Source organism: Streptomyces mangrovisoli, assembly GCF_000974985.2.
Taxonomy (GTDB): domain Bacteria; phylum Actinomycetota; class Actinomycetes; order Streptomycetales; family Streptomycetaceae; genus Streptomyces; species Streptomyces mangrovisoli.
The window spans coordinates 1-4,594 of the sequence record NZ_LAVA02000063.1 but is presented as its reverse complement, the minus strand read 5'-3'; the positions used below and the strand labels follow the sequence as shown (position 1 = coordinate 4,594).

Sequence of the window (4,594 nt, the reverse complement as noted above, 5' to 3'; positions counted from 1 at the left end):
GTCCATTCGGCCAGGACGCGGGCCTTGCGGTTGAAGGTCGGCACCCTGCTGAGGTGGTACACGCGGTGCATGAACCAGGCAGGGTAGCCCTTCAGCCTGCGCCCGTAGACCTGGGCGACGCCCTTGTGCAGGCCCAGTGAGGCCACCGAGCCGGCGTACGTGTGGGCGTACGTCTCCAGCGGCTCGCCGCGCAGCGTGTGCGTGAGGTTGTCGGCGAGGACCCGGGCCTGGCGGACGGCGTGCTGCGCGTTGGGCGCGGTGAGCCGGCCGGTTTCTCCCCCAGGTCCCGAGGCGGCCCGAAAGGTGCCCCCGGCGGTGACGTCGGGGACGGCGGCGGCGTCGCCCGCGGCCCAGGCCCCCGGGGCGCCGTCGACGGTGAGCTGCGCGGTGCAGCGCAGCCGGCCGCGCCGGTCGAGGGGCAGGTCGGTGGCGGCGAGCAGGGGGTGCGGTTTGACGCCGGCGGTCCACACGAGGGTGCGGGTGGGGAAGCGCCGGCCGTCGCTGAGCACGGCGGTGCGGTCGGTGCAGGATTCGAGGCGGGTCTCGAGCAGGACCTGGATGTTGCGGCGGCGCAGTTCGCTGACGGTGTAGCGGCCCAGCTCCTCGCCCACCTCGGGCAGGATGCGGTCGCTCGCCTCCACGAGGATCCATTTCATGTCCTCGGGGCGGACGTTGTGGTAGTAGCGGGTGGCGTAGCGGGCCATGTCCTCCAGCTCGCCGAGCGCCTCCACGCCGGCGTAGCCGCCGCCGACGAAGACGAAGGTGAGGGCGGCGTCGCGGATCGCGGGGTCGCGGGTGGAGGAGGCGATGTCGAGCTGCTCGATGACGTGGTTGCGCAGCCCGATGGCCTCCTCGACGGTCTTGAACCCGATGCCGTGCTCGGCGAGTCCGGGGATGGGCAGGGTGCGCGCGATCGAGCCGGGGGCGAGGACGAGCTGGTCGTAGGCGAGGCGCTGCGCGCCAGTCCCCTCCTCGTCGGTGGCGAGCGTGGTGAGGGTGGCGGAGCGCTTGGCGTGGTCGACGGCGGTGACCTCGCCGACGACGATCCGGCAGTCGTGCAGGACACGCCGCAGCGGTACGACGACATGCCGCGGGGAGATGGAGCCGGCCGCCGCCTCGGGCAGGAACGGCTGATACGTCATGTAGGGATCGGGCGTGACGACAGTGATGTCGACGCTCCCTTCCCTGAGCTCCCGCTTCAGTTGCCGCTGAAGGCGCAGGGCGGTGTACATCCCGACGTAGCCGCCGCCGACAACCAGAATGCGCGCACGTTCCTTCACCATCCCATGACGCACCCGGCGCTGTTGTTTGTCCACAGGCTCGACAATTTGTGTGACCGGAACACGCCGTGCACGGGGTTGGCCGAATCACCCGACCAGGGTCGAGTCCCGCAGGTCAGGGGGTGTGGGTGGGGGCGCGACAGGGAGCGCATTCCGGGCGAATGCGACTCGTACTCCGATCGGGGGGCGCTCCGTGCGGAACCTGCCCCTTCTGAATTGACCCCCTCTCAACTATGTTCGTGTGTCGATGGGGTGTGGGGGATGCGGTCGAACGAGTCCGCGACGGGCGGGCTTCGCGGAGACCGACGCGAGTTCCGCGCGCTCCTGTCTCTCATTGGCGGGGAAGGTCTCCGGGGGGAGACGTCGTTAACCGGGGGAAATATATGCACATTCAGGACTCGCACTGGACTTCCGCGTCCGCCGTGGTGCCCGGCGGCGGACTCGTGAGCGCGGCGGCGAACAACGGACGCGCGGACGGCCCGCGGACGACGCCGCTGCGCGTGGACGCACAGCGCAATCTGGAGCACGTACTGCGCGCGGCGCGCGAGGTGTTCGGCGAACTCGGCTACGGGGCACCGATGGAGGACGTGGCGCGGCGCGCCCGGGTCGGTGTCGGCACGGTGTACCGGCGCTTCCCGAGCAAGGACGTGCTGGTGCGCCGGATAGCCGAGGAGGAGACCGCGCGGCTGACCGACCAGGCGCGGGCCGCCCTCGGCCAGGAGGACGAGCCCTGGTCGGCGCTCTCCCGCTTCCTGCGCACGTCGGTGGCGTCGGGCGCGGGACGGCTGCTGCCGCCGCAGGTGCTGCGGGTCGGCGTCGCCGACGAGGACGACGCGCTGCCCGAGGAGGCCCGCGTGCCGCAGCAGCGGACCCAGTCGGGGCCGGCCGAACTGCGACTGGTGCCGGAGGAGTCGGTGGTGGACGCCGACGAGACCGGGGTGACGGCGCTGCTCGACGTCGTGGGCCGGCTCGTGGACCGGGCCCGGGCGGCGGGCGAACTGCGGCCGGACGTGTCGGTGTCGGACGTGCTGCTGGTGATCGCCACGGCGGCGCCCTCGCTGCCCGACGCGGCCCAGCAGGCGGCGGCCTCGGCCCGGCTGCTGGACATCCTGCTGGAGGGGCTGCGCTCCCGCCCGGCGTGAGCGGTCCGCCGTCCGGCCTCCCTGCCATCAACACGGCTGTGAAACAAGGGTGTTGACCCTTACCCCGCATGGTGGGGGTCAACACCGCCGTACCGCAAAACCCCTCGGACGAGTGGTTGTCCCTCTCGTCTCTTACTGACGAAAATTCGATATGGCACTCTGACCCGGTGTTCTGGACTGATGGTGCAGTCAGCGGGGGCTTCGCGCGATGAGCTTTGACGGGCCGGACGAGTCGTCCGGCGGCGGCGGTGACGACGACGCGGAGACGGATCTGACCTCGCCGCAGGTGCCGTGCCAGGGCGGGCGGGCCGGACGGCCGCCCGCCGACGACGCGACCGCCGACGACGACACGGCCGCCGACCGTCCGACCGCCGGCCACCCGACCGCCGACGCGTCGGCCGAGGCCGGTGTGCCCGCGCAGCGCGACCGGTGGGACGCGCGGGACTCCGCGGTCTCGCCGCTCTCGCTGGATCTGCCGGACGCGCGCGGCGGACTCGACCATCTCGGCGGGCCGGACCGTCTCGGCGGCCCGGACGGCCTCGATCGCCCTGGCGGGCCGGACGGATCGGACGGGCCCGGCGGTCCGCACCCGCGGGACGGACTGGGCGGGCCGCACGGGCCCGACGGGCTGGGCGGGCCGGACGGCCTGGAGGCCGAGGCGCCGGACCGGCCGACCGGCCTCGGGCCGCGGACGCCCCAGACGCCCCAGACGCCGCATCGGCCGGACCGCCTCGGACCGGAGGCACCGCACCCGCTGGACGGCCTGGCAGGCCCGGCGGACGCGGCGGACTCTCCGGAATCGGCGGGTCTCGCGGACTCGGCGGGCTCTCCGGACTCGGCCGACGGGGCGGGGGACGACGCCGGGGACACCGGCGTGCTGCCGCCGCCCCGTGCGCTGCCGCCCGCCGACGCCACCCTGGTCGAGCGGATGCGTGCGGGCGACGACTCGGCGTACGAAGAGCTGTACCGGCGCCACGCGGGCGCCGTACGCCGCTACGCCCGCACCTGCTGCCGCGACGGGCACACCGCCGACGACCTGACCGCCGAGGTCTTCGCCCGGATGCTCCAGGCCGTGCGCGGCGGCGCCGGGCCCGAGCACGCGGTGCGCGCCTATCTGCTCACCTCCGTACGGCGGGTCGCCGCGCGCTGGACCAAGTCCGCCGGGCGCGAGCAACTCATCGACGACTTCGCCGTGTTCGCGGCCCAGTCCGCGCGGCTCGGCGAACCCGCCGACGACACCGCGCCGCCCGGCTCGTTCGGGGCGGGCGTGGACGTGGGCGCCGATGTGCGTGCGATGCACGAGGCCGAACAGTCCCTCGCCATGCGGGCGTTCCGCTCCCTGCCCGAGCGCTGGCAGGCGGTGCTGTGGCACACCGAGGTGGAGGACGAGTCGCCCAGCGAGGTGGCCACGCTCTTCGGCCTCGACGCCAACGGCACCCGGGTGCTCGCCAGCCGGGCCCGCGAGGGGCTCAGACAGGCCTATCTGCAGGCCCATGTGAGCGCCGGCCTCACCGGCGACGAGGAGTGCGCCCGCTACGCCGACCAGCTCGGCACGTACGCCCGGCGCAGACTGCGCACCCGCGCCGAGCGGGGGCTGCGCAAGCATCTGGAGGAGTGCGCCCGGTGCCGGCTCGCGGCCGTCCAGATCGAGGAGGTCGCGAGCGGCATCCCCGCCGTCGTACCGGTGGCGGTCATCGGCTGGTTCGGGGCCGCCGGGTACGCCAAGGCGGCCGCCGTCATCGCGGGCGGCGCCGGTGCGGCAGGCGCCGCGGGTGCCGCGGCGGCGGGCGGCGGCTCGTCCGGCGGGGCCGGTTCGGCGGCCCTCTCCGAGGGGCTGGGCGCGCCCGTGAAGGCGGGGATCGCCGCCGGTGTGGTCGCGGTGGCCGCCGCGGCGATCGCGCTCGCCCTGGCCGGTGAGCACGGCACGCCGAAGAAGCCGCTGGCGGCGCCGCCGCCCCCGTCCGCGCCGGTCGTCGCGCCCCGGTCGCCGGCCCCGTCGCACAAGGCGTCACCCGCACCCGCCCCACCGGTGCTCGCGCAGGCCGTGCCCGCCGCGGCGCCGACCCCGACCCCGGCGCACCGGCCGACGCCGGCGCCCACCCCGGGCCCGAGCACCCCCGCGGCTCCCGCCCCGGCGCCCACGCCCTCGCCCAGCCCCACCCCGACGCCCTC

At 74.9% G+C, this 4,594-nt stretch carries 3 protein-coding genes; 2 read left to right on the top strand and 1 reads right to left on the bottom strand.

Annotated features, from left to right (window positions below):
* Nucleotides 1–1,283: NAD(P)/FAD-dependent oxidoreductase (locus tag WN71_RS24960; RefSeq protein WP_071369877.1), on the bottom strand; the 1,283-nt coding region annotated here is incomplete at its 3' end.
* A gap of 380 nt (nt 1,284–1,663) precedes the next feature.
* Here WN71_RS24960 and WN71_RS24955 point away from each other — a divergent pair.
* Both WN71_RS24955 and WN71_RS24950 read left to right on the top strand, forming a co-directional pair.
* The gene (locus WN71_RS24955) at nt 1,664–2,422 is read left to right on the top strand and encodes a TetR/AcrR family transcriptional regulator (protein ID WP_071369876.1); all 759 of its coding nucleotides are present in this window, start codon (nt 1,664–1,666) and stop codon (nt 2,420–2,422) included.
* Nucleotides 2,423–2,630: 208 nt separating this feature from the next.
* On the top strand, nt 2,631–4,594 hold a 1,964-nt coding region (locus tag WN71_RS24950; RefSeq protein ID WP_240529750.1), incomplete at its 3' end, for an RNA polymerase sigma factor.

What these genes read in the sequence shown, in the direction of transcription:
- WN71_RS24955 (WP_071369876.1), top strand. Translation starts at nt 1,664, where the DNA reads ATGCACATTCAGGACTCGCACTGGACTTCCGCGTCCGCCGTGGTGCCC.